Consider the following 25,712-nt stretch of genomic DNA (forward strand, 5'->3'; position numbering starts at 1 on the left):
GTTTAAGGTTGTTGGTAATCGATAGTATCGGGTTCTGCAATTTTACGAACTTCTACTTTGCCAAAAAGTTTTTCTTTCCAATTCTTCCATTTATAAATCTTCCCAAGAATGATCAACAATATGGGATATCCTATAACTACGGGAATGATATCGATTGCTGCAAGTGCAGTAGGCTCTGCAATTCCTACGTATACGGAGTCTGTTTGAATCGCTGTCCACGACATCGTGAGCATCAATGCAATCACGATATTGTTAGCCGCATGAAACCCTAAAGCCAATTCAAGACCTTCATCTAGAAGCGTCATCGCACCTAGCACCAGACCAGTTCCTATATAAAATATCATCACCTCAAAGCCCAGCTTTTCTACCTCTGGATTTGCAGCATGCATCAATCCAAAAAGTACAGATGTAAGGATCCAAGCCACTGCTCTACTTTTAGTTGCGATACCTAAACCTTGCAAAAGCTGACCTCTAAAAAGGTACTCCTCAAAACTTGTTTGAAAAGGAAACATCAATAAAGAAATAACAAGTAGCGGCAGGAATTTTTGCCAGTCAAATTGTAAAATATAATCATCAGGCGCTAAATACACCGATAGTAAAATCATCCCAGCGGAAAATATTCCCCATAAGGTGAACATAAAAAATATGCGCTTCCAGTCAATTTTATCTCTAGAAGTCGTCAAACTTGTAATTGATCTGCCGTTTATGAATTTTGCCCAGATAAATATGGCAATGAGACCTACTACAAATATGGACAGATTCAATACCAGAAAGACATTCTTACCTACAGCATCAATCATTTGAGATATCATTTGCTCAGTAGACTGGTCTGTTTCATCAAGCATCATCATGGTAGCTACATAGTTGAAAGCCATGAAAACCATGAAAAGTCCAGGAATGATAAAGAAGCTCCATGCTCCTAACTTTCCTTTATAACCTTGTTCTATATACATTCTAAATATTTATTGGATTAGTGTTCCAGCCCGCAATATCGTTACAATACAAGGCACCTTTTTTAATCTCGAGTGGCGCTTCGATATTATTGGTATATAAGCCGCCAGTGCCTAAACCTTGTGGCATTGAAACCCCTAACGTATAAGTAAATTGAGCAATTGCATTAAGACCAATATTAGATTCCAGTGCGCTGGTGATCCACCAATCGATGTTGCGTTCGCCAGCTAGATTAATCCAGTCGCGCGAGTTTGCAAAACCACCAACCAACGCAGGTTTCAGGATTATAAATTGAGGCTTTATCTGATCCAGACAATCAGATCGTTTTTTTGAATCATATAATCCTATCAGTTCTTCATCCAGAGCGATTGGAACTGGCGTTTTCTCGCATAACTGCGCCATTTCTTGCCATTGACCTTGTTTGATGGGTTGCTCGATACTGTGAACTTTGTATTTTGAGATTTCCTCCAATTTTGCAAGAGCCTCGTTGGGTTGAAATGCACCATTGGCATCGACTCTTATGGTGACCTCGCTTTCGCGAAAGCGAGATCGTACCGACTTCAACAACTTCATTTCGGCATCAAAATCTATGGCGCCTATCTTCAATTTAATGCAGCTGAAGCCAGCTTCCAACTTATCTTCCAACTGCTTCATCATGAATTCCTGATCGCCCATCCATACCAGTCCATTAATAGGAATGGCGTCCTGACCTTGAGTAAATGGCGATGGGAACAAGGTAAATGGATCGCCGGACTGCAGGGATTTCATTGCCATTTCATAACCAAATAAAATGGATGGCCATTCCTGCAATTCCTGCATCATTTCGGCTGGTTTCATTCCTATGTGATCACAAACCCATTGTAATTTTTCTTCATAACCAGGTCGGTCATCACTGGATAATCCTTTAAATAGGTTGCACTCACCTATTCCTTTTTCGGTTTTGTTTTCTATGAGTAGGAAATAAGTGTCTTTATATTTGAGAACACCGCGCGAGGTTCCTGCGGGTTGTTTAAATTCTAGGGTATATTTTTGATAACTGGCTTTCATGGCGACAAGATACGCAATGAGCTGTGCGGCATTTGTTAGAAGTATTAGAAAACTAAAGGCTGGTTAACCTTTGCGTTTCACGGTCCACTCAAATCTGAACTTGCTCACTTGAATGCCATCTTGATTAATGCCGGTCGCTTCCATCCAGACGGTTTGACCTTGACCAGTAGTAACGGTTTTCTCTATCGCCTCTTTAATAGCAAGACCATCTGTGCAAGTGAACGTGATTTTGCCAGTGGCTTTTTTAGTAAAAGTGGCCTCGTTATTAGCAACAAGCATGCTTACTCTGGCATCAGACTCTTTTATGTAAGACATGACTAACGCACCTGTAGAAAGTTCTGCAGCCATAGCTTGTACGGCAAAGTACATACTGTTGAATGGATTCTGATTGAACCAACGATGTTTCACAGTTACCACACATTGTTCAGGAGTGATTTCTTGAACGCGAACACCACACCACCAACAGCTGGGTAACTTTAAGAAAGTAAACGCATTGATTTTTGCTGGTGTGATCATATTCAAATCTTTGGTCAGAGACAAATCTAACCGATTTACCATACAGTTGCATAACTGCCAGATATTATTACGCTTCTAGACATGAATAGCTTTCTCATCACAAGCTGCGGAATTAATTCCGCAGCTTGTGATGGATTGTGAAGGATCGCACGGGTAGAATTGATACTAATAGTTAAGAGTATAATGATTAATGATAATCGATTGAAATGATCTCTATAGTTTGTAAAAACAATTGTGCAGCTTCAACCACTCCTGAAGCGAAACTAGTTTCACTTCTGTCCTCGCCTAATTTTAGGCGAGGAATTCTTTGCTTTTGAAATTGCCTTAACTCATATATCAATTTACGATTGCCACATGTGTAAATGTCCATCACAAGCTGCGGAATTAATTCCGCAGCTTGTGATGGATTGTGCGGGTAAAATTGATTTTGCTAGTTGCATGAATTGTAGTGATCTCATGAATATTATTGAACATCATTTAATCAATTATAAATTTTATTCCGTTTGATCTTTCTGATCTTTTTCAGCTGAGAATACATTAGTATTTCTGCTTCTAAACACAATCGATTTCAATCCTCTAAGCTTTATTGTCAATTAATTTGTAAAATATATTCAAGCTATCAATTCTATGAAAAGGCTTGATTTTATTATGCTTTCGCGAAAGCGAACTCATATAAATGACCTACTAAAATAAAATTATATGGTACTTTGTATTGCATAATACTATCTTTTAGATATATATTTGCATAAGAAATTAATAGGTCATGGAAAAACAACAACAAAACAACCACAATAATATCGCGATGGGAATCCATCTGGCGACATTTGGAAAATGGATTTTCCCACTCGGGAATTTCATCTTGCCCATTCTCTTATGGATGGTCAATTCCAAAAAATCTGATTTTATAGACAGGCATGGTAAGCAAGCCATCAACTTCCAGTTAAGTATCACGCTATGGACGGTTATTCTCGCCTTTATTGGTGGTGGCGTCATCATAGGAAGTATGATTTCTGGAGGTCCAGATTTATGGGAAGCGATGGACGGTCCTAGGTTTCCGTTTGCTAATGATTTAGGGATCTTTTCCACCATTGTTGCCAGCGGTGTGATTTGCGGTACGCTCATACTGGCTTTAGGTATTGTGGATCTGGTCTGTACGATCAAGGCTGCGATTAAAGCACATGATGGACTGGACTACCGCTACCCGTTAACGATCAATTTTATTCCTGACACACCTGTGAAGGAAACACCTAATACGAACTAAAATGAAGATAGAAAACACAAAAGCGCAAATGCGCAAAGGCGTACTGGAGTACTGCATTCTATCGATCCTTAAGGAAGAAGATGCGTATGTCGCAGAGATCCTTGAGACGCTCAAAGATGCAAAACTCCTAGTTGTGGAAGGTACGATCTACCCATTACTAACGCGATTGAAGAATGCAGGACTACTCAACTACCGTTGGGAAGAAAGTACTGGTGGACCACCACGTAAGTACTATGGCCTGACAGAAACGGGAAAAATCTTCCTGACTGAACTCTCCAGCACTTGGGACGACCTCAAGAATGCCGTCAATATTGTTACCAAACCTAAAACCACGAAATCATGAACAAGACCATCAATATAAATTTAGCTGGGCTGTTCTTCCACATAGATGAAGATGCCTACAACAGATTGCAGCGATATCTCGCCGCTGTACGCAATTCGTTCTCTGAAACTACTGGTGCTGACGAGATCATGTCAGACATTGAATCTAGAATAGCAGAGCTGTTTCTGGAAAAGAGAGCTAACGAGCAACAAGTGATCTCTATCGTTCATGTAGAATCTGTGATTGACATCATGGGCCAACCTGAAGACTATGAAGTCGATGAGGATATTTTTACAGAAGCTGGACCGCGCACAAGACGCACAAATTTTGCTGCCAAAGGGAAACAACTCTTCAGAGATACCCAGAATGGTTATGTAGGTGGCGTGAGTGCAGGATTGAGTTACTATCTGGGTATGGACACTATTTGGATTAGGGTTTTATGGATCGTGGCGACATTTTTTAGTGCTGGATGGCTCATTCCTATATATATCCTCCTGTGGATTTTTGTTCCAGATGCAGTGACGACCAACCAGCGTCTTACCATGATGGGCAAGGAAGTCAACATCACAAACATCGAGGACAATTTCAAAGCGGGTTTTGAGCCCGTGGCCGATGGGCAGACCGACGCCGGCCACCGTATCGTAGGTCAGAAAGGAAAACGAGGAACCGTTCGATTTTTTGGCTTTCTAGGTAGGTTTATGGCAGGTATATTTAAGGCCATAGTCAAGATATTTGGCTTGATACTATTCCTTGCGACGACCATCGCGATAGTCGCATTGATCGTATCAACGATAACAGCAAGCGCCGTAGATATAGATGGATACAGTTTGTGGACCTTATTTGACTGGGTCGTACCCGCAGAGTATGCATCTTTCTGGTTAGTTCTTGCGATCATTCTGGCTGCTGGAATACCGTTGTTTTTGCTGGCTGTTTTAGGATTGAAACTTTTGGTAAGCAACTTGCGCACCTTAGGTTCAAAAGTCTATCTAGCACTCGCCGCCATATGGATTGTAGCCATTATTGCGTTAAGTATTATGATAGGTAAAATCGCTGCTAGCCAGGCCGTAGATGCAAGCGTACAAAAAACCGAAAAGTTTGCTATCAATTCATCACAACCTTTCTCGCTCAATCTTGACAGAGCAGAACGTGCACGTACCTTCAATCGTAATGGTAATAACTTTGAGTTTGCCGAGATGGATGGACAAGAGATTGTCAAGTACTACGATGTCAAGGTAGCAACTGGATCTACTACAGATTCTGTTGCGCGAGTTGAACTGTTCTTTAAATCAAAAGGCGCCAGCTTTGAAGAGGCAAAAGAAAGAGCAAAACTTATCCAGTTTGACTACAAGCTTACAGACTCGTCCTTTGTTGCGGCAGACTATTTTTATATGCCTAAAAATGGTGGCTTTGGAGATCACGATGTAGAAATCATGATTTATTTGCCAGAAGGCACCACTGCTAAATTCAATGAGCGATTTGGAGAGCGATACAGATCCTACATCAATCGCGATGCTTTTAGCTTGGGGAATAACATCGAGTATACCTACCAAATCAAGGATGGCAAGGCCGTATGTCTGGATTGTCCCATTATTGAAGAGAAGATGGAAGCATTGGATAACAGCACAGAAACAGATTCTATTTCCAACGACAGTATCGTCATTCCAGAAAATGATGGCAACTGGCAATATGATGGAAATGATGGTGTCGAGCAAAACAATTTACCATGATTACATTGATCTTTCACCTTATCGACCTGATCCTCTTATAAATAGCAATAGTTTAAGAATCGCTCCGCAGTTGTGGAGCGGTTTTTGGTTAATTTTGTATCTAAACTTTAAGAAATGAAAAATTTATTAGTTGCCTCTATGTTGTTGTTGAGTTTCGCTTTCGCGAAAGCGCAAAAAGTAAAAGGCAATAGAGAAGTAACCACCCAAATTATTAACGTCGAACCTTTCCAATCCATTAACATAGGTGAAGAGTTGGAAGTCACTTTATCTGAAGGTGTCACTCCCAAAATCGATATTGCTGCAGATTCCAATTTGCACCAATACATCGATGTATCTGTTATAGGTGGTGTTCTTAGCATCAAAACCACAGCAGATATAAGACGTAATAAGGAAATGAAAATCAACATCATTTATAATCCAGAACTAACTACAATCACTGCCTTTGCAGATGCACAATTAAGTACGCTTACTGATTTTAGATTATCAAATCTTACCATCAATGTGAAGGATAAAGCGCGTGTGTATTTCACAGGTCGCGTTGACGAGCTCGTATTTAATGGTATGTCAGATAGTAGATCAGAATGTAATCTAGGTGGTGGCAACGCTCAAATCAATCTGAATGGTAATTCCAATACAGAAGCATTGCTTAAATATGACCAGATTGATTTCACCATGACGGATAAAGCTGCTGCAAAAATTGAAGGTGATGCAAAATCGTCTACTATGGTGCTTGAAGGAAGAGCTGACCTAACTGCCGAAAAATTGGATCTTAAAGATTTACAACTAAGCATTACCCGTAATGCTAGCGCAAGTGTAAACGTGAACAACGATTTTGAGCTTAAAGCCAGCGGCGATGCCGAAGTAGAATTATACAACAATCCTAAAATCAACATGGCCGAATTCTCAGGAAAAGCCGTTTTGATGAAGAAGTAATTTCAAAATAATAAGAAAAAAAAATCCCTTGCTGGCTGCGCCAGCAAGGGATTTTTTTTTGATTCGAACTCCATTCAAGCCAATTTGCAATTCAAGTTTGACCTTTGGAATTTGATATTTGGAATTTTACTCTATACTATAATCACCAGCTTTCACTTCTTCTACTACGCCTATGTCGGCTAGGTAGCGTTCAGCATCTAGAGCTGCCATACAGCCTGTTCCTGCTGCGGTAATGGCTTGTCTGTAGACTTTATCTTGAACATCACCACTAGCAAAAACTCCAGGTAGATTAGTTTTAGTGGTATCTGGTACAGTTACAAGATAACCGTCTGCACCCATATCTAACTGACCTTTAAAAATGTCAGTGTTAGGTTTATGTCCTATAGCAATGAAAAGACCTGTGATTTCAATCTCGTGTTTCTCGCCTGTTTCGTTATTCTTAATGCGTAATCCATCCACAACTTGCTCACCTAAAACTTCGTCAACCTCACTATTGTAAAGAACTTCAATATTTTTGAGGTTATTAACACGATGTTGCATAGCCTTAGACGCTTTCATATAATCTTTACGCACAAGCATCGTCACTTTTTTACAGATGTTAGCTAAATAACTAGCTTCTTCTGCTGCGGTATCTCCAGCACCAACGATAGCTACTTCTTGATTGCGATAGAAGAATCCATCACAAACGGCACAGGCACTAACGCCGCCACCACGTAAGCGTTGCTCACTAGGCAATCCCAAATATTTAGCAGATGCTCCAGTGGAAATAATTACCGTATTAGCTTCCAGATGTGTTTTACCATCAACTACTACTTTATGGATGCCGCCTTTCTCACTGGCAAAATTCACTTCAGTCACCATCCCAAAACGGACTTCCGTTCCGAAACGTTCTGCTTGTTTTTGTAAATCAACCATCATGGCAGGTCCATCGATTCCATCAGGATAACCTGGGAAATTGTCAACTTCTGTAGTAGTAGTCAGCTGGCCGCCAGGCTCCATTCCTGTATACATAATAGGTTTCATATCCGCTCGCGCAGCATAGATCGCAGCCGTATATCCTGCTGGTCCTGATCCTATGATTAAACATTTTATTCTTTCTATTTGCTCTGACATGTTCTCAAATTTGGATAACAAAAATAAGATTAATACACGGCTCTTTTAGGGCTTTACCATTGGGATTTATTATCACTTTATCAAACAAATGGATATGGTAAACCCTAATTTTGAGCATGCCTGTCATCTATAGAAATCCTGTCACCCGCGAGAAAGCAACATTGCTGGAAACCAGCGCCAGTACAAACGGTGCCTATACCTATATAGAGGTTGAACTGCAACCTGATGGTGGTAATCCCATTCATTATCACAATCGATTTACTGAAGAGTTTGAACCTATAGAAGGTACTCTAGGCGTTCACTATCTAGGTAAAGAATTGCGATTGTCGCCTGGCGAGACCTTCAAGGTTCCCGTAATGGACAATCATAGATTTTACAATCCCAATCCAGAACCCATTGTTTTCAGAGCTCGATTAGAGCCTGGACAACCAGGTTTTGAGAACTTTATGGCGGTACTTTTTGGACTGGTAAGTGACGGCAAGACCTTTGGCAGTAATCAGATTCCGTATAATCCGTTTTATGCGGTCATCTTATTAAAATGGGGTGATACCCAAGTGGATAACTTGTTATTCAGACTGTTGCGTCCATTGCTGGATGTGATGTTCTCGCTTTCGCGAAAGCTGAACTACGACAAAAAGCTCATCGCAAAATATGTGCGGCATGAGTAGGTTTGCAACTCAAATCACAAAGTTGTAACATTACGTTTACCTAAAACGAAGCATGGAAAGCCAAAACATCAACCACGAGGACGAAAAGATTATTGAAAATAGAGAACTGAATATCTGGGAGGCGCTGATTCCAGTGATCGCTCTAATTGTGATGCTCGCTTTTAATGTGTTGGTAGTTTATGGTGACGATGCGCTGTCTGGTTCCAACCAATTCATTCTTTTGCTGGGCGCTGCCGTCGCTGGTATTGTGGGATATTTTAACAAGGTTTCTTATGAAACCATGATCGAGGAAGTTGCCCAAAACCTAAAATCTACCGCTGGTGCCATTCTTATCTTACTAATGGTAGGTGCACTTGCTGGTACATGGCTCATTAGCGGTATTATCCCAACGATGATCTATTACGGCCTCGATATTCTAAATCCTACTATTTTTCTAGCCGCTTGTGTGATTATTTGTGCCGTGATTTCTGTGGCAACCGGTAGCAGTTGGACCACAAGTGCAACGGTAGGTATTGCCTTAATAGGTATTGCTGGTGCGCTGGATATCAACGCTGGTATGACGGCTGGTGCAGTGCTGAGTGGCGCTTATTTTGGCGATAAGCTTTCACCTTTGAGTGACACAACTAACCTTGCTCCTGCCATGGCTGGAACAGATCTTTTCACGCACATCAAATACATGTTATTCACGACTGTACCGACTATCGTAGTAACCTTAATTGCTTTTATAATCATTGGGCTATCTATTGATACTTCTGGAAATGCAGATGTATCTGTATATCAAACAGCGATTGATAACACCTTCAACACATCAGCATGGTTGTTTTTAGTGCCTGTGCTGGTTATCGCGATGATCGTCAAAAAAGTATCACCATTGGTGGCTTTATTAGTAGGTACGTTATTAGCAGCCGTTGCCGCGTTGATTTTTCAGCCAGAGCTGGTGTTGACAAATAGCGGCTTAACCGAATGGAACTTCACGTCTGCCTACAAAGGTTTGATGAATGCGATCACGGTGGATACATCCATTGCTCCTATTACTGCGAATGAAGAAATAGGCACTAAACTAGCCGGCCTTTTTGAATCTGGCGGCATGGCAGGAATGCTGGGTACCATCTGGTTGATAATTTGCGCCATGGTATTCGGCGGAATCATGGATGCGATAGGTGCGCTGGCAACTATCAGTAAAGCCTTGCTGAATTTATTTGATTCGGTATTTGGGCTGTTTGCAAGTACAGTTGTGAGTTGTCTCGCAATCAATGTCACGGCTAGTGACCAATATCTTGCTATCGTCGTACCTGGAAAAATGTATGCCAATGCCTATCGTGATAAAGGCCTCGCTCCAGAAAACCTCTCTAGAACTCTGGAAGATTCTGGAACAGTAACATCGGTGCTTATCCCATGGAACACTTGTGGTGCTTATCAAAGTACAACGTTAGGCGTTGATGTCATCGCCTATTTGCCTTATGCGATATTCAACTGGCTATCGCCATTTATGACCTTGCTGTTTGCTGCCTTTAGCATTAAGATCAAGGAGCTTTCTGGTAAGGTTGCTAGTGATGGGCAGGTGGATTTGTAGAACAATACGAAAACTTAATTCTAATCAGTTGATGTCATATTTTCCTATATTAGAATTATGAAAATCAGTAAGGAACATTTAGAAACTATTAGAACGCTTTGTAAAGAGCATAGCGTTTCAACGTTCTCGGTTTTTGGGTCTGCCACAAGAGAAGACTTTGACGCTGATTCTGACATCGATTTTTCTGTAGATTTTAATGAAAAAGATCCATTCATTTATACAGATCTCTATTTCAACTTAAAGGAAAAATTAGAGAATTTACTCCAACGGCAAATTGATCTAATTGAAGAGCGCGCTATCAAAAATAGCTACTTCCAGAAAGAGTTAGATGAAACTAAGATCCTTATCTATGGATCGTAAAATAGGTACTTGGCTCGAAGATATTTCTAGATCCATAGATGAGATTTTTGAATTTCTTCCAGAGAAAAGAAACTTTTTTGAATATCAAAAGGATCTCAAGACCAAAAAAGCAGTCGAGAGAAATATCGAGATAATTGGTGAAGCTGTCAACCGTATTTCAAAGTATTCTGAAACAACTTTGGAAATCAACAATGCGAAGAAAATAATTGGTACTCGAAATAGAATCGTGCATGATTACGAAAATATTTCTGATGAAGTGATTTGGACGATTATACACAAAGAGTTACCGCTCCTTAAAATAGAAGTTGCAAAGCATCTCAAGCACATTTAAGGCGAATTCAAAATATCTTGCTTCCTGACTCTTGATTCTTGACTCTTATGATAGAGACTTCCCTAAAATCCCGTTAACCACCGCACGGTTCCAGCGCATACCTCCTATTTTTACGGCTTAACCTAAATAAGCTATGAACAAGTATTTATATCCGCTATTATTCTCTTTGCTATTTATTTCCTGCAAGTCTAAAGACCCAAAGGACAGCACGCCTAAGGAGATGAAAGAGCAAATGAGTGACAATCCTAACCAGACGGTGACGACAGCCATTGGCGACATCACCTTACCTGCGCCTTACGCAACTGAGTCTGAAGTATTGCAGAGCAACGTCGTTGGATGGAACGATGGTGCGGCTCCAATTGCACCAGAAGGTTTTAAGGTAAACGCTTTCGCGAAAGCGTTAAAACATCCACGCTGGACGTACGTTCACGATAACGGCGATGTTTTTGTTGCCGAATCCAACACCCGTAATAGTGCCAACCAAGTAACGATCCTGCGTGATACCAACAACGATGGTGTGGCAGATTACCAAAACGTTTTTGCAAGCGGATTGAATCAGCCGTTTGGGATGTTGATCATTGATGATACATTCTATATCGCAAATACCGACGGATTATATGCCTATGATTATACAGACGGCGCAAACCAACTTACTGGAACTGGAACTAAAATTCTTGACCTACCAGCTGGCGGCTACAACAACCACTGGACTCGTAATCTATTGACTAATGCCGACCAATCTAAGATCTACATTTCGGTAGGTTCTGGATCAAACGTAGGTGAAAACGGAATGGAATACGAAGTGCGTCGTGCAACGATCCTTGAAATCAATCCTGACGGATCTGGTGAAATTGAATATGCAACTGGACTAAGAAATCCTGTAGGAATGGACTGGAATCCTGTAACAGGCGAGCTTTGGACGGCTGTAAATGAAAGAGATAAATTGGGTAACAACTTAGTTCCTGATTACGCAACTAGCGTGAAAAAAGGCGGTTGGTACGGCTGGCCTTATTCTTATTATGGCCAAATCAACGACCCAAGATGGAGCGATGATCCACATCAAGAACTAGTAGATAAAGCCATTGTTCCAGATGTACCGCTAGGACCGCACACAGCCTCGCTAGGATTTGAGTTTTATACTAAAGATGCTTTCCCAGCAGCTTATAAAAATGGAGCTTTCATAGGCCAGCACGGTTCATGGAACCGCAAGCCATTAAGCGGATACAAAGTAGTTTTCATACCGTTTGACGCGGCAGGAAAACCACAACCACCACGTGATTTTTTGACTGGTTTTACCAAGAAAGGATCCGACAAAGATGTGTATGGTCGCCCTGTCGGAGTGACTGTTCACAACGATGGAAGTTTGTTGGTGAACGATGACGATAGTGGCGTGCTTTGGAGAGTGAGTGCTATTTAGGAAATTTGGAATCCTTAACTATCAATTAAGCAAATTCTAATAATATAATGTCTGGATTTACGATTCTTATTTATTTCAAAGAATATTTGTCTGACCCATCAATTGATCGAATAAAACAAATTATCGAATCCTATGGTACATTTAAATTAGAAGATGGCTTAAACTACGACATTGAAGTTGAACATGACCAGGTAATTTATTCCTTTCGAGTTTACTATTCAGATGCTGAAGCAGATGAAGATTTTGACCAAGAAACTAGAGCTGAATTTCTCAAAAAGACTGGTTTTGTTCCAAAATGCTATCTGGGATTTATGGCCTGGACGGATCGAAAATATAATTATGAATTTATTTCAGCGTTGATAAATCAGGTATTAGAAATTGAAGATGGTTTAGTAGATCTATGCGGTTCATCTAATCCGTTTTTGAACAAAACTTAGAAATATAAGTTTTACAATTTGTTGAAAAAAGGCCAAATTGGAATAGTAAACATAATGTAGACATGCATTCATTAAAAGAGATTTTTTGAGAAAATGGCTTTAACATGAACAGTTTTATTTGCCCAGTTAAAAGGTTCTGCTTGAAGTTTGACCAGCTTAAATCAACTGAACTAATCAACGGTCAAGCCTAATCAACAAAAAACAAATACCCGAATCCCATCAAGATTCGGGTATCCTTAATTTCAGACACTAATTGACGATATTCTAAAAACTGAGAATGCTTAGAAAATTATATGGTACAAACAAGCACGTAGATGATTTTACTAAGTCGTTAGTTAAAATAGAAACCTTTGATAGCGGCTGGAGCATCAAATATCTGGACGAAAAGAAAAACGAAACTTGGCTGAGATATGTAATCGACCTAGACAGAGGATATTTTTATAGTTTAATGTTGATTGAACCAAGGCTCAATACGGAAGAGTTAATTGAAATAGCTCTTAATTCTGAATATAACGACGAAGTTCATGCAAGTGCCGTACGGCTAATGCTTGATGAAAAAGAAAATTACTTACCTTATCGTCAACAGCTTATCGAGAGAGTTGAAGAATATACTATTCCAAAGCTGAAGAAAGGAGAAAAGAAAAGGATTAAAACAATTATTCAGTCAGCCGAACTAATCTCAGAATGGAATAGACGTGAAATCCTAGGGAAACACATTTCAGAAATCAATCAAGACGCGAAGTTTTTTAATCACATATCCTATAAAGCAAAGGAAATATTAGAAAAAATTAAATGATTTAGAAGCGGTCTCTTCAAATCGAGAAATACCCGTATCTGATCAAGACTCTAGTATTTTATTTTTTGAATTTAGCGTACATATTTTTGTACAATAGTTCTTATTATTGAATCCTGATTTCCAAATTATACCATATTGATTTTTGAGCATTTGTTTGTTGTTATTGCAAAACCCTATATTAAATTATGGAGCAAATACAAAAATTGGTGGGTTAGTGTTAGATACGGAATTACATTACTAATCCTTTGTAATATGCTCACGATAGCAGCAATCACCAAAGGAGATACACCTATAAATATATTAGCATTCATGCTGGTTTTTGGAGTGTTTTACCTGATCATTTCGTTGATATATCCAAAGTTGAACGATAAAGATTTTGTAAAGAATTATGAGATGGATGTTTTTTGGAAAAGAATAGCTGTTAGTTACATAATCGCATCGATCATACTATGTGTCTTGACCTTTTTAATCTTTATTGTTGGTTTATGACGTTATAGAATTACCAACTAGCAGTCTCCAGTAGCTTAAAATCTAGTGACTTCAAAAAATACTAAGTGCAAGAAAAAACAAATACCCAAATCCCATCAAGATTCGGGTATCTTTGGTTTACAACAATATGTAACTTGGACCTCAATGAAAAACAACTACTTCTTACTAATACTAGCGGGCCTACTATCAATGGCAGCAACAGCCCAAATGGATCCAGCAACAGTTACCATTATGACCACTGAGGTTACAGACGATGTCTACATGCTGGAAGGTCGTGGTGGTAATATCATGATAGTGGTTTCTGAAGACAAGACCTTGATGGTGGACTCCCAGTTTGCGCCACTTAGTGATAAGATCAAACAAACTATTGATTCCATAAGTTCTAATGATATCACTTATCTAGTCAACACGCACCACCACGGCGATCATACGGGCGGCAATGAGAATTTCAACAGCGAGGAGACAACGGTTGTGGCACAGAAAAATGTATTGGAACGATTGAAGTCAGAAGATAAAGCCACTGGCTATCTACCCGAATTAACGCTGGATGAGCAAATCAAACTCAAAATGCCCAATGATCCCAACATCATGGTGGTTCATGTTCACAACGCACATACCGATGGTGACAGCTTTGTTTATTTTGTAGATAAGAACGTTGTGCATATGGGCGATGTGTTTTTCAAGGATAAGTATCCATATATTGACTTAAATTCTGGTGGATCCATCAATGGATATATAGCTGCGCAGCAATTGATTCTTAAGACAATTAATGAGGATACGCATATCATACCAGGGCACGGAAAATTGGCTACCGTTCAGGATCTCAAAAACAGCATCAATATGTTGAAAGATTTGAGAGATGCTATAAGCCTGGCGATGAGTCGCGATCAAACTAAAGAAGAAATTTTAGCTAATGCCACCATTACCAAACGCTATGATGAACTCAACTATGGAGATGGTTTTGTCAATAGCGAGCGTATTAAGCAAACTATTTACAACAGCCTTAAAAACCCAAACACCGATAAGTAATTATCCATGAGAGCTTTAGTAATTTCTGGTGGTGGTAGTAAAGGTGCGTTTGCGGGTGGCGTTGCACAATACCTCATTCAAGAACTCAAATACGATTATGACCTCTACATAGGTACAAGTACCGGCAGTCTCTTAATCTCACATCTTGCCTTAAAAAAAATTGACAAGATCAAGGATGTGTACACGCACGTCAACCAGAAATCTATCTTCAGCGATTCGCCTTTTGTAATCAAAACTGACAAGCGTGGCGATAAAGAAATAAGCATCAATCACTGGAATATCGCAAAACGTTTTTTGAAGGGAAAAAAGACTTTTGGCGAGAGTAAAAACCTGCTCAAGCTCATAAAGGAAACGCTGACAATTGAAGAGTTTGAAGATCTCAAAACTTCTCACAAGGATATTGTTATTACGGTATCCAACTTGAGTTCTCACGAGACGCAGTACAAATCCATAAAGGATTTTTCATATGATGATTTTTGCGACTGGATCTGGATTTCCTGCAACTACGTACCATTTATGAGCATCGTTTATAAGGAAGGTTGTGAGTGGGCAGATGGTGGTTTTGGCAGCATGGTACCCATCAAGGAGGCCATCGATCGTGGTGCAACTAATGTGGATGTGATCGTGCTGGAGACTGAGGTCAATTATCTGAACAATCTTCCCTCAAAAAACGCCTTTTCCCTACTGACTAACCTTCATGGCTTCATGATGGATCGCATTGAAAAGCAGAATATAGCGATAGGCAAGTTCACCGCATCCAACAAGAATGCGATCATCAATTTATACTACACGCCCACGGTGCTCACGACCAACTCTCTGGTTTTCAACAAACACAAAATGACCAAATGGTGGGAAAGCGGTTTCAATTATGCCGCCCAAAAATACATGGATCAAAACGAGATCAAACCCCACGAGGATTAGTATAGTTTTTCGCTATTTATTTTTATCATTGTCATTGTTTTATCCTATAGTTTAATGGAGCAACTAGATTGTGATTAGTTCGCTTTCGCGAAAGCGGAAACTACTTTTGCACCATAACAAAAAAACAAAAATTGTAATGGCCATAGTAGGTAGAAAATTTCCAGACTTGAACGTAAACGCGATGAACGAAATGGGCGATACGTTCCAGATCAACGTGCTGGAAGAAGCAAAAAACAACAATAAAAAAGTACTATTATTCTGGTATCCAAAAGATTTCACTTTTGTATGCCCAACGGAATTGCACGCCTTTCAAGAAGCATTAGGTGAGTTCGAAAAAAGAAACACGCTCGTCATAGGTGCGTCCTGTGACACTGCAGAGGTTCACTTTGCATGGTTGAACACTGCAAAAGATGATGGCGGTATTGAAGGTGTAACGTATCCACTAATCGCTGATTCTAACCGTAACCTGTCCACGATGTTAGACATCCTAGATGCAGATGAGGAGTACAACGACGACCTTGAGGGATATTTATTGAAGGGCGATAATGTATCATTCCGTGCGACATATTTGATCGATGAGGAAGGAACCGTATTTCATGAAGGTGTGAATCACATGCCAGTAGGACGTAACGTGAACGAATTCTTGCGCATGATCGACGCTTACACACACGTGCAGAAAAACGGCGAGGTATGTCCAGCAAACTGGGAAGAAGGAAAAGACGCTATGAAAGCAGATCGTCTAGCAACTGCAGCGTATTTGTCTCAAAACTAAACTTCAGTAGTTAGTATGTAGTATTTAGTATGTAGACATTAATCCCATCTCCAAATCTTCCTAAAGGGAAGAGAGCTATAAAGTCCTTTCCCTTGGAAATGATTTAGGTAAGGATTTCAGTTTCTATGTGTTGTCTAATTATTACATACTAAGTACTAAATACTTAAAATATAAATTTCAGTAGATAGGTTTAGTGGCTGTCATTGAGGAAAACGCGAAGCTTTTACTCATTAGTCTAACTACCAAATACTAGGTACTAAATACTAAAAATATGCAAACATTAGAACAAGATAACCTACAAGAGATTGTAGCAGGAAATAAAAAAGTAGTGGTTCAATATATGGCGAGCTGGTGCGGTAACTGTCGTGTGATGAAGCCTAAGTTCAAGAAATTGGCTAGTGAAAATGACGACACGATCTTCATCCTAGCAGATGCCGAAAAGTTCCCAGAATCCAGAAAGCTAGCAACGGTAGATAACCTACCCACTTTTGCGACTTTCAAGGATGGAAGCTTTGTGAACCAAGTACAGACGAACAAATTTGAAAACCTAAAAGACCTCGTACATGAAGTTACCAGTAATTAGACATTTCCAAAAAGGATCAAATAAAGAGCAGCTGGAAACAACCCTCGAAGTCCTAGAGCATTTTACAGAACACAGATCTGTTACTGATGAGGAAATGGATGTCGTAGGTGAATTGATTACCAACATTTGCGGCGCCATTGAAGTTCACAATAACGTTGAGAACGGAATGAGCGGCGTTGAAGCTGCTAACGCTTTTGCACAAAAAGTGATAGGGTCAATTGATGCTTAGTTAGTAGTTAGTAAATAGTAAATTTCAAAAAGGTTCCGAAAAGCTCAGCTTTTCGGAACCTTTTTTATTTCTTGATTCTTTTTTCTTTTTTCTTTTTTCTCGATTCTTCAAACCTAATTCCTCAAACTGCATTCCTAATTCCTAATACTTAATACCTAATACCTAACAATCAATCCAACTTCGCATATCTCGCTGTTACCGTATCCCGATCACCACCAAAAAGAGATAGAAAATATACATATTCGGTCATTTTTCCTTGAACAAGTACCAGATTACCATCATTATCGTTTCCTAAAATAGTTTTAAGCTCTTTCTGATAATAAAATATAGGTAATGGGATCAAGGTCAATTTTCTATCGACCACAAAATATCCAGATCTTATCTTTCCCTTAAGTTCGATGGTGTCTTCAAGCCTACCTCTACGGTAAAGATTTGCCTTTAGTAATTTATCAGAAACCAATTCCAGTTCTACTTGGGTGAAATCGGCAATAAACGCCTGATCTTTGAAGGACTTATTCTTATAAAGGTCTTGCCACAAACTGTAATTACCTTCTTCTTCTGGCACAGCATTTTCATAAAGACCTTCGAAACTTTCCTTTTGAAATAAATTGGCTTTAAAATCAGATTTACGTTCCAGACTCTTTTGAGAAATACAAGAGGATGATAGAATCGCAAGAGCGACGAGGAGAATAAAGTTGCGCATGTTGATTGGTTAGATTTGGAAATGTTCATCAAGCATTATTCCGTTATTGAAAAACTAAAGAAATTTGATGAATGCATTTAAAAGGTATCTTTGGAAAAACCCGAATCCATGAAAAAGGTAATACTCCTATTTGTTGCATGTATCACACTTTCTAGCTGTGCAGAACTTCAATCCATCGCCAGCCAGCTACCACAAAGCGGTGCACTTTCTCAAGCCGATATAGGAAATGGTCTAAGACAAGCCCTGGACAAAGGCGTAACCCAAGAAGTAACCAAATTATCAGCCACCGATGGTTTTTTCAAGAATGAAGCAGTAAAGATTTTTCTACCACAAGAATTACAGGATGTAGACAGTGGTTTGAGAAAGATAGGATTAGGTAGTGTTGCAGATGAAGGTCTTAAACTATTAAATCGCGCTGCTGAGGAAGCTACTAAAGAAGCACTACCCATTTTTGTTGATGCAGTAAAGGACATCACCTTTGCCGATGCAAAAAATATTCTTTTAGGTGATCAGCGAGCAGCTACCAGCTATCTAGAATCCAAAACACAGCAAAGTCTCTACGATAAATTCTCTCCAGTAATCGACAAGAATCTAGGTGAGGTTGGAGCAACAAAATTGTGGACCGATGCTATTACTAGATACAATTCCATTCCGTTATTGAATGATGTCAATCCTGACCTAAGAGATTATGTCACACAAAAGGCGCTACAAGGTGTGTTTACCATGATTGCCCAAGAAGAAATTCAGATACGGGAATCAGTAAACGCAAGAACTACAGATTTGCTTAGAAGAGTATTTGCTCTTCAAGACTAGACTATTACCGTTGCATTTTGACATTTCATTAACTTAGATTATAATTTCTTTAAAAATGTTTTTCAGTTGAAATTTTATTTTTGCCTGTTGAATATTTTAAGAGTACCATGACTGATATTGAAATCGAACAAGCAGAAAAAACTTTAAACCAAAAAGAGAAAAGATATTGTAGCCTGATGCGCAAGTCTTTTGAAGTTTCTCTTAGAGATCGTGAGCGCGCTGCCAAAATTCATGATAAAGCAAAATCCCTCTATCAAGAAATCGTTTCTACACGCAAGGCGTTGAATATGGAATTTGCTTAGGAATAATTCTACAACAATCCTCTAGCCTTAATTTCTAAGTATTTATTGATCGTATTGACGGTCAATTCTTGAGGCTTTGTCAATATCGTTTGAATCCCAAATTTGTTAAGCTCATTTACGATGAGCTTTTTCTCATAAGCAAACTTTTCGGCGATCGTCTTAGTGAAGATTTCTTGAGTCGTTTCTGCCTTTTCTTTTAGCATGCTAGAAAGCTCTGTGTTTTCAAAGAAAATTACCACGAGCAAATGATTTTTTGCGATGGCCTGCAGGTAAGGCAATTGACGATGCAAAGCATCCAGCGTTTCAAAATTGGTGTACAATAGTAACAAACTACGTTGTGTGATCTTCCTCTTGATATCAATGTAGAGACGTGAGAAATCGCTTTCGCGAAAGTCGGTATCCAAATTATATAAAGTCTCCAAAATCAGATTCATTTGTGACGATCTTTTTTGCGCCATCACCTGATTATCCACCCGACTTGAAAAGCTAAACATTCCAGCCTTATCACCTTTCTTCAAAGCGATATTTGAAATAACAAGAGTTGCATTAATCGCGTAATCCACAAGCTTCAATTCTTCAAAAGGCATCTTCATCACTCGCCCTTTATCAATGACGCTATAAACCGGTTGTGATTTTTCATCCTGAAATTGGTTAATCATCAACTGATTGCGTTTTGCTGTCGCTTTCCAGTTGATATTGCGCACATCATCACCCAGAATGTAATCCTTGATTTGCTCAAACTCCATGGTATGACCTATACGCCTGATCTTTTTCATACCGTAATCCTTGAGCCTGTTGGTAAAAGCCATCAATTCATACTTGCGCATTTGTAAAAAAGATGGATAATTGGGCACCATCGCATCGTGGTCAAAAATGAATTTACGCCAGATCAAACCTATTCCTGATTGCACAAACACGTTGAGCGAACCAAAATGAAATTCACCACGCTCCACAGGTCTTGCCGTATAAGTCAAAGTTTTTGAAGCACCTTTACCTAGATCAGTTTCAATCTTGAAATCTCGTTTTTGAAATTGTATAGGTAACTCATCTATAATGCGTAAAAACGTTTTGAATCCGTAGGCATTGCGAACTTTGATCTCTACTGGGTTTTCATCACCATTGGAAAATTTATCAGGTAAGATTCTACTGGCGATAACACCAGCGCTTCTACCATAGATCAAGATCAGGTCTACTATTAGTAATCCCAATAGAATAAAAAAGCCAACCACCAGATAACCTATCAATCGCTCAAAGAAAAACGATACGATAAACAATACGATCAATGCAAGCAGTGCCTGAAAGAATCGTTTACTTAGAAATAAGGCTTTATAGATTTTCTTCACTATCGTGGTATCTCGATGGTTTCCAAAATTTGTGCTACAGCTCTATCTGCTGTAAATCCTTCCATCTCACGTTCTGGAGTAAGAATAATGCGGTGTCTCATTACTGCCTTAGCGATGTACTTGACATCATCTGGAGTTACAAAGTCACGGCCCATGATCGCTGCATAAGCTTTTGAACCATTCATAATCGCGATAGATGCTCGCGGCGATGCTCCTAGATATAAATTAGCATTATTACGAGTATTCAGTACGATCTCTGCGATGTATTTGATCAAATGATCCTCTACAACAATTCCCTTTACGGTTTCCTGATGCTGTACGATTTGGGCAGCGCTCATGATACCTTCAATCATGGATTCGGGATCTGAATTTTTACGGGCATGGTTGCCTTCCAATATCTTGATTTCCTCTTCCAGATTAGGATAGGCTACATTGATTTTGAATAGAAAACGGTCGAGTTGAGCTTCTGGTAATCGATAGGTTCCTTCCTGTTCAATTGGATTCTGAGTCGCAAAAACCAAAAATGGCTTTTCCATTGTATATTCTTTCCCATCAATAGTCACCTGACGTTCTGCCATCGCTTCAAATAAAGCAGCCTGTGTTTTTGCAGGGGCACGGTTGATCTCATCAATCAAAATAATATTGGAAAATATAGGTCCTTGCTTGAACTCAAACTCATTATTCTTCATGGAGAATACTGATGTTCCCAGAATATCACTTGGCATCAAGTCTGGCGTAAACTGGATTCTGGAAAAACCTACCTGCATGGTTTTGGCCAGTAATTTTGCGGTAACGGTTTTCGCAACTCCTGGAACTCCTTCAATTAAGGAGTGACCATTGGCTAGAATGGAAACGATCAAAAGATCCATCATTTCTTCTTGTCCAACGATAACTTTACGCAACTCGTTCTTTACTTTTTCTACAGCGCTGGACAGTTCCGTTAGATCGACACGATTATTGAATTTCAAATCACTACTTACAGCATCTTCTTGAACTGGTGCTTCATTTGCAACCACATTCTCTGATGCGACCGCATCTGTTTCATGAACATGCTGTTTTTGTGCAGGCTCTGGAAGATTTTGACTTTGATTCTGATCTTCTGGCGTTGGGTTGTTGTTTTCTTCCATCATTTATTGTCTATAAAAAACGCCTCAATTTGCTTATTGAGTTGCTTTAGTTCGTATTGATTGTGCAAGGGTTTTGCTCGCAGGTTATTGATCAACTGTATGAGTTCTTGAGTTTGGTCTTGCGGTTGGCCTGCTTTGGTAGCTAACTTCTTGATAAAGCTGCTGTCCAATTTTTCTGTATTGAGATAGTAGGTACTGCGAACTCGTTCCAGGAAAAAGGTGATCTTCTTATCAACGATGCTGGTGTAGTCGCCACTTTGATAATACAGGTTTCCTATGGTTTTAGTGAATTCTACGGTAGCATTTTGAAGTGGTTTAATCACGGGTACGATGCGTTGCTCGCGTTTGCTTACAAAGATCATATAGAGCAGTATTCCAGCAATCGCTAGATAATAAGCCCATCGCAAAGATTCCTGTGAGAGAATAAAACGTAAGGGTGATGACACCACGCGCCTACCTGATTTACCGTAATTATCAAAATAGATATGGTCGTTTTGAAGGTATGAAAAAGATTCTGCTACGTATTGCTCTTTTCCATTAAGCATATAGTAATTGCTATAAGCCAGCGGATTCAGATTATAATAAATAGCACCATCACCTATCGCCACTTCCACAAAATTGACTTGCGGAGTTTTTCTGGTTTTGATTTCCATCTCCTTCATGGACTTGAAGCTGTCTGGATCCTCAACGATATCTTCTAGATCTTCTTCGTCGTCCGTTTGAAATAAGGATTCTAGATAATCAGATTCTGGATTGAACGCTAGCACTTCTCCTAGAACTTTGGTTCTCAAGGTATCATAACTCTCAAAATAGCGGTAACTACCTTCACGGTGATATACATAACTGCGATCCTTAAAGGACTTGTTTACCAACCTTGTTCTTATGGTATCATTGCCTGTATCCATGTAATAACTACTAGAACTTGCCTCTAGTTGAAGCGTATCTGCCAGTGCGCCATAGGCACTGGAACTGGAGATAAAAACCTTGTTTCCTCTGGCCACAAAATCCAACAGGTAATCCGTTTCTACCTCGTCAAAATCAAGATAATTATTAAGAAATATATAGGTTGCACCTGTCAGATCTTGATGGTCACGCAAGAATTCCAATGGTACTTGCTCGACTGTTTCTATACTGGCATCGCCAAAAATCTCATCCAGATTATCATACAACACATAAGCACCCAGCGGTACCGTATCGCCACTGGTGTAACTAGGCCGCCAATTGATAGGTTTTGGACGATTGCTTTCAATTACAAAAAGCCCAATCAGGATGGCACCCAGCACGTATAATATGATCTTTGATCGCTTATCCATCAGGCTGCCTTTTTGTTGAGGAGTTCAAATTGCTGTTTCGCTTTCGCGAAAGCGGACTCATCAATAGCAAATTCACCATACCAGACATAGTCGTACAAATAAGAGACTTTCTGGAACTGTGTCTTGAGGTCCACATCCTTGATTTCCCGATAATAATCACTGTTGGTTTTCTGGAAATCCCAATCGATTTTACCAGCAGAACTCAACATTTTGAGTGAATTGAGGTACAAATACCTAACCGCATTGCGATAGTTACCGTTAGCAATGGCCTCATTTATAAATTTGTTCAAGTCCAGCTCCTGAATATGGGTTTCCTCAACCTTGATTTGGTTTTTATTATCTCCACCACGTGCCGTGATTCCACTGGCTTTCTCACCGGTAAGTAAACGAACTAAAAAGTAAATTGCGATCGCTCCAAAGAGCGCATAAACGGTCCATTTGATGATCTCTGCCCACAATGGACTGATCTCAATGCCAAACCAGCGGCCCAATGCACCAAACAACCAATCAAAGAAATCGGTTATAAAATTATCTGCCTCTTGGGTAGTTTCTTCATAGTCAAATTCGTCTCCTGAGTATTGCTCTGAAAGATCAGCAGGCAACTCACGTACCTCGAGAGTACGGTCATCATAATCACGACCTAGTGTATCTGTAATCTGTCGCGGTCGCTGTTCAATTTCAGGAACGAGATCTTGTAGATTTTGAGCTTTCGCGAAAGCGAAAAGCAACAGAAAAAGAACACCTATTCTCCACTTCATGCTTCTACTCCTATGTTGTCAATGCGCGAGCGCAAATAGACGTTGTGTTTGAACTCGTGTAAATTGAAATATAAAAAGCCGTTGATCACCTGTGAGATAAGCTGCATGAACATGATCATGATACAAAACAAAGTCACAATTAAAATGATCAATATATGGCTGAAGGTACTGTCAGTAAAGTCGCCAGAATTTTCAATGGCATGAAACGTAATGAGTCCAACGATGATTGCTGGACCTATCTGTAAAGCAAGAAGGCAGATCTGAACCAAAAATCCCAAAACAAAATTGACGCCTATGGTTTTCCAAAATCCACTAAAAAGCAGTTGCCATGCCTCACCAAACGCATCGAAAATATTATGGTTCTCATTATGAATGTAACTGAATATGGACAAACTAATCCAAGCATTAAAACCTAATCCAATAACTACAGAAGCTATCGTTCCAACGATAGGAATAAAAGCCAATACAATCTGACCTATAAAATAAATGAAGTACAGCACGACAGCACATAAACCCAATACAAAAACACCCCAAAATGCTTTCTTCGCTTTATTCCACACTTGCTTTTTAGGAAGATTATTGGTCTTTTCAGTCTCGTACAATGATAAATAACTACTTGATATGGAATAGTTGAAAATGGTAGCCAGCGCGATGAGCAGAATAAGAAAAACCAATGCAATCCCTATCATAAGCGATGCCGAATCTTTATCACCACCACCAACTCCATAAAGGGAACTTTCAAGAATTAGATATTCTACAATCCCTGTTATCATAAAGTAGACGCTAATCAAAAAAAGGATAAAGAAAATCCCATTATAACCGATAAAGACATTGATGAGTCCTTTAATATTGGCTTTCATGAAATTGAAAAAAGCCGTAACAATCCCACCAAAGTCACGGCGTAATCTAGGCTCTATATAATCGCTCATATTTTCTTTTAAGATATTGAGGATACACCACGTAGTATCCTATAATAATAGCTGCACTGACTCCAACTATTGAGTATTTAATTACCGCCGGCATAAATGCGTAACGTGTTACGAAACCTTCAATAAAACCTGCAACGATAAATAAAGGCACGGTACTTATTATTACTTTAATTCCGTTTTTTGCACCTCGTACAAAAGAAACTCGTCTTGCATAGGTTTTAGGAAAGAGTATTGCATTTCCCATGATCATTCCAGCAGCACCACAAATCACAATTACTGATAATTCTATTGTTCCGTGGAGCATAATGACGCTCCATGATTCAATACCAACATTCTCCAGCGCAAACATCGCAAAGAAGCTTCCTACCATAACACCATTGGAAAATAGAATATATCCAGCTCCTATGGAAGTTAATAAACCAGCTGCAAAACAAAGCATTCCCACACGTACGTTATTGATAGTTATCGCCAGAAACATCCCAAAAGCACCATCTTCCTGATAAACACCAGTTGGGTTTCCTTCTTTGATATTTTCCAACGTCATATTCACATATGAATCTCCCAAAATAAGCCTGGTAAAGGAATCATCATTGAAAGTACTTATCGCTCCTATGGCTACTGCAACCATGAAGATTAAAAACGCATACAGCATAGTCAGTTGATGATCTGCAAAAAATAAGGGGAATTCCGTTTTGAAAAATCTGAAAATCTTATTTCCCTTTTCTTTCTTATTGATATAGATCTTCTGGTGTGCCTGACTCGCAAGCGAGTTGAGATACAGCAATGTCTTACTTTCTTGATAATAGGTTTGAGCAAAAGAAAGATCATTGGTAAGCTGGATATAAAGCCCAGCAAGCCTATCAGCATTTATATTTGAATTAGCGTCAAGAGCCTTTTCAAATGCCATCCATTTTTCTTTATTTTGCTTAACAAAAGCCGCCTCGCGCAT

29 protein-coding genes are annotated in these 25,712 nt (G+C 39.4%); 18 read left to right on the forward strand and 11 right to left on the reverse strand.

Translation table 11 applies throughout. The annotated features are described in order from the left end of the window. Positions 1-2: 2 nt before the first annotated feature. The 3 genes from BLO34_RS06490 to BLO34_RS06500 all read right to left on the reverse strand — a co-directional run bounded on the left by BLO34_RS06490 (position 3) and on the right by BLO34_RS06500 (position 2,514). On the reverse strand, positions 3-953 hold the full coding sequence (locus BLO34_RS06490) for a CPBP family intramembrane glutamic endopeptidase (RefSeq protein WP_090753672.1): 951 nt from the start codon (positions 951-953) through the stop codon (positions 3-5). Position 954: 1 nt separating this feature from the next. Further along, a complete protein-coding gene (locus tag BLO34_RS06495; RefSeq protein WP_090753674.1) occupies positions 955-1,998 on the reverse strand; it encodes an o-succinylbenzoate synthase in 1,044 nt (347 codons plus the stop codon). Between the two features lie 63 nt (positions 1,999-2,061). Continuing rightward, complete coding sequence (locus tag BLO34_RS06500) at positions 2,062-2,514, reverse strand: DUF4442 domain-containing protein (RefSeq protein WP_090753677.1); 453 nt, start codon at positions 2,512-2,514, stop codon at positions 2,062-2,064. A gap of 763 nt (positions 2,515-3,277) precedes the next feature. On the opposite strand from BLO34_RS06500, the gene BLO34_RS06510 reads away from it, so the two are divergent. The 4 genes from BLO34_RS06510 to BLO34_RS06525 all read left to right on the forward strand — a co-directional run bounded on the left by BLO34_RS06510 (position 3,278) and on the right by BLO34_RS06525 (position 6,757). Then, a complete protein-coding gene (locus BLO34_RS06510) occupies positions 3,278-3,775 on the forward strand; it encodes a DUF4870 domain-containing protein (RefSeq protein ID WP_090753682.1) in 498 nt (165 codons plus the stop codon). Between the two features lies 1 nt (position 3,776). Next, positions 3,777-4,118, forward strand: a complete 342-nt coding sequence (locus BLO34_RS06515) for a PadR family transcriptional regulator (RefSeq protein ID WP_090753685.1) — start codon at positions 3,777-3,779, stop codon at positions 4,116-4,118. Then, positions 4,115-5,824, forward strand: a complete 1,710-nt coding sequence (locus BLO34_RS06520) for a PspC domain-containing protein (protein WP_090753688.1) — start codon at positions 4,115-4,117, stop codon at positions 5,822-5,824. The genes BLO34_RS06515 and BLO34_RS06520 overlap by 4 nt, the downstream gene beginning before the upstream one ends. Before the next feature lie 114 nt (positions 5,825-5,938). Then, on the forward strand, positions 5,939-6,757 hold the full coding sequence (locus tag BLO34_RS06525; RefSeq protein ID WP_090753690.1) for a GIN domain-containing protein: 819 nt from the start codon (positions 5,939-5,941) through the stop codon (positions 6,755-6,757). A gap of 126 nt (positions 6,758-6,883) precedes the next feature. Here the strand turns inward: BLO34_RS06525 and trxB are convergent, their stop codons facing one another. After that, complete coding sequence (gene trxB, locus BLO34_RS06530; protein ID WP_090753692.1) at positions 6,884-7,870, reverse strand: thioredoxin-disulfide reductase; 987 nt, start codon at positions 7,868-7,870, stop codon at positions 6,884-6,886. A 116-nt stretch (positions 7,871-7,986) separates the two neighbouring features. Here trxB and BLO34_RS06535 point away from each other — a divergent pair, with 116 nt between their 5' ends. From BLO34_RS06535 to BLO34_RS06595, 12 genes are all read left to right on the forward strand, one after another. Then, complete coding sequence (locus BLO34_RS06535) at positions 7,987-8,538, forward strand: cupin domain-containing protein (RefSeq protein WP_090753695.1); 552 nt, start codon at positions 7,987-7,989, stop codon at positions 8,536-8,538. 52 nt (positions 8,539-8,590) lie between these two features. After that, positions 8,591-10,111 carry a Na+/H+ antiporter NhaC gene (gene nhaC, locus BLO34_RS06540; RefSeq protein ID WP_090753698.1) on the forward strand — a complete coding sequence of 507 codons (1,521 nt, stop codon included), beginning with the start codon at positions 8,591-8,593 and terminating at the stop codon, positions 10,109-10,111. A 57-nt stretch (positions 10,112-10,168) separates the two neighbouring features. Continuing rightward, positions 10,169-10,471 carry a nucleotidyltransferase family protein gene (locus BLO34_RS06545; protein WP_090753701.1) on the forward strand — a complete coding sequence of 101 codons (303 nt, stop codon included), beginning with the start codon at positions 10,169-10,171 and terminating at the stop codon, positions 10,469-10,471. Next, positions 10,461-10,802 carry a DUF86 domain-containing protein gene (locus tag BLO34_RS06550; protein WP_090753704.1) on the forward strand — a complete coding sequence of 114 codons (342 nt, stop codon included), beginning with the start codon at positions 10,461-10,463 and terminating at the stop codon, positions 10,800-10,802. The genes BLO34_RS06545 and BLO34_RS06550 overlap by 11 nt, the downstream gene beginning before the upstream one ends. A 133-nt stretch (positions 10,803-10,935) precedes the next feature. Then, entirely contained in the window at positions 10,936-12,219 is a 1,284-nt protein-coding gene (locus BLO34_RS06555) for a PQQ-dependent sugar dehydrogenase (RefSeq protein WP_090753706.1), read from the forward strand. 47 nt (positions 12,220-12,266) lie between these two features. Further along, positions 12,267-12,656, forward strand: coding sequence for a DUF6368 family protein (locus BLO34_RS06560; protein WP_090753709.1), 390 nt, complete (start codon positions 12,267-12,269; stop codon positions 12,654-12,656). A gap of 277 nt (positions 12,657-12,933) precedes the next feature. Next, on the forward strand, positions 12,934-13,452 hold the full coding sequence (locus tag BLO34_RS06565) for a hypothetical protein (RefSeq protein ID WP_090753711.1): 519 nt from the start codon (positions 12,934-12,936) through the stop codon (positions 13,450-13,452). Positions 13,453-14,085: 633 nt separating this feature from the next. Further along, complete coding sequence (locus tag BLO34_RS06575) at positions 14,086-14,970, forward strand: MBL fold metallo-hydrolase (protein ID WP_090753716.1); 885 nt, start codon at positions 14,086-14,088, stop codon at positions 14,968-14,970. 6 nt (positions 14,971-14,976) lie between these two features. After that, the gene (locus BLO34_RS06580) at positions 14,977-15,891 is read left to right on the forward strand and encodes a patatin family protein (protein ID WP_090753717.1); all 915 of its coding nucleotides are present in this window, start codon (positions 14,977-14,979) and stop codon (positions 15,889-15,891) included. Between the two features lie 136 nt (positions 15,892-16,027). Next, complete coding sequence (locus tag BLO34_RS06585) at positions 16,028-16,663, forward strand: peroxiredoxin (RefSeq protein ID WP_090753720.1); 636 nt, start codon at positions 16,028-16,030, stop codon at positions 16,661-16,663. Between the two features lie 271 nt (positions 16,664-16,934). Further along, positions 16,935-17,246 (forward strand): thioredoxin family protein, encoded by a 312-nt coding sequence (locus BLO34_RS06590; protein ID WP_090753722.1) that lies wholly within the window; start codon positions 16,935-16,937, stop codon positions 17,244-17,246. Continuing rightward, positions 17,227-17,475: a DUF6952 family protein gene (locus tag BLO34_RS06595; RefSeq protein ID WP_090753724.1), complete on the forward strand. Its 249-nt coding sequence runs from the start codon at positions 17,227-17,229 to the stop codon at positions 17,473-17,475. The genes BLO34_RS06590 and BLO34_RS06595 overlap by 20 nt, the downstream gene beginning before the upstream one ends. 169 nt (positions 17,476-17,644) lie before the next feature. Here BLO34_RS06595 and BLO34_RS06600 read toward each other — a convergent pair whose 3' ends face one another. Then, a complete protein-coding gene (locus BLO34_RS06600; protein ID WP_090753727.1) occupies positions 17,645-18,178 on the reverse strand; it encodes a hypothetical protein in 534 nt (177 codons plus the stop codon). 108 nt (positions 18,179-18,286) lie between these two features. On the opposite strand from BLO34_RS06600, the gene BLO34_RS06605 reads away from it, so the two are divergent. Beyond that, the gene (locus tag BLO34_RS06605; RefSeq protein WP_090753730.1) at positions 18,287-18,991 is read left to right on the forward strand and encodes a DUF4197 domain-containing protein; all 705 of its coding nucleotides are present in this window, start codon (positions 18,287-18,289) and stop codon (positions 18,989-18,991) included. A gap of 107 nt (positions 18,992-19,098) precedes the next feature. Beyond that, complete coding sequence (locus BLO34_RS06610; protein ID WP_090753732.1) at positions 19,099-19,293, forward strand: hypothetical protein; 195 nt, start codon at positions 19,099-19,101, stop codon at positions 19,291-19,293. 8 nt (positions 19,294-19,301) lie between these two features. On the opposite strand, the gene BLO34_RS06615 is transcribed toward BLO34_RS06610, so the two are convergent. Genes BLO34_RS06615 through BLO34_RS06640 form a run of 6 tightly spaced genes read right to left on the reverse strand, consistent with a single transcriptional unit; the run spans position 19,302 to position 25,712 of the window. Next, positions 19,302-20,636 carry a DUF58 domain-containing protein gene (locus BLO34_RS06615; RefSeq protein ID WP_172823961.1) on the reverse strand — a complete coding sequence of 445 codons (1,335 nt, stop codon included), beginning with the start codon at positions 20,634-20,636 and terminating at the stop codon, positions 19,302-19,304. Next, a complete protein-coding gene (locus BLO34_RS06620) occupies positions 20,636-21,766 on the reverse strand; it encodes an AAA family ATPase (RefSeq protein WP_090753740.1) in 1,131 nt (376 codons plus the stop codon). The genes BLO34_RS06615 and BLO34_RS06620 overlap by 1 nt, the downstream gene beginning before the upstream one ends. After that, entirely contained in the window at positions 21,763-23,076 is a 1,314-nt protein-coding gene (locus BLO34_RS06625) for a DUF4350 domain-containing protein (protein ID WP_090753742.1), read from the reverse strand. The genes BLO34_RS06620 and BLO34_RS06625 overlap by 4 nt, the downstream gene beginning before the upstream one ends. After that, positions 23,076-23,834, reverse strand: a complete 759-nt coding sequence (locus BLO34_RS06630; protein ID WP_090753745.1) for a hypothetical protein — start codon at positions 23,832-23,834, stop codon at positions 23,076-23,078. Before BLO34_RS06630 ends, BLO34_RS06625 begins: the two co-directional genes overlap by 1 nt. Further along, positions 23,831-24,763 carry a hypothetical protein gene (locus tag BLO34_RS06635; RefSeq protein ID WP_090753747.1) on the reverse strand — a complete coding sequence of 311 codons (933 nt, stop codon included), beginning with the start codon at positions 24,761-24,763 and terminating at the stop codon, positions 23,831-23,833. Before BLO34_RS06635 ends, BLO34_RS06630 begins: the two co-directional genes overlap by 4 nt. Continuing rightward, entirely contained in the window at positions 24,741-25,712 is a 972-nt protein-coding gene (locus tag BLO34_RS06640) for a stage II sporulation protein M (RefSeq protein WP_090753749.1), read from the reverse strand. The genes BLO34_RS06635 and BLO34_RS06640 overlap by 23 nt, the downstream gene beginning before the upstream one ends.

The organism is Nonlabens sp. Hel1_33_55 (assembly GCF_900101765.1).
GTDB lineage: Bacteria > Bacteroidota > Bacteroidia > Flavobacteriales > Flavobacteriaceae > Nonlabens.